The sequence below is a fragment of the Roseivirga seohaensis subsp. aquiponti genome, from assembly GCF_001267955.1.
Lineage (GTDB): Bacteria > Bacteroidota > Bacteroidia > Cytophagales > Cyclobacteriaceae > Roseivirga > Roseivirga seohaensis.
Map to the genome: position 1 here is coordinate 1 of NZ_JSVA01000031.1, position 224 is coordinate 224.

Consider the following 224-nt stretch of genomic DNA (forward strand, 5'->3'; position numbering starts at 1 on the left):
GGACAGTAACCATTGATGTTGCCGCGAATGTAGCCCAAGACGCTGCAGCGAATGGAAATACCGCTGCCACTCAGTTTAGTATTACTGCTGATCTAACAGCTCCAACAGTACTTATTTCAAGCACTGCGGCAAATCCAATCAACGATGCATTTACTGCTACCTTTACCTTTAGCGAAGCAGTAACTGGATTTGCGGTGGGCGATATTACTTTAGGAAACGCGACA

1 protein-coding gene is annotated in these 224 nt (G+C 46.0%); it reads left to right on the plus strand.

The features are described from left to right. The coding region (locus tag OB69_RS18740; protein ID WP_185096926.1) for an Ig-like domain-containing protein at positions 1-224 on the plus strand (224 nt) is incomplete at both ends.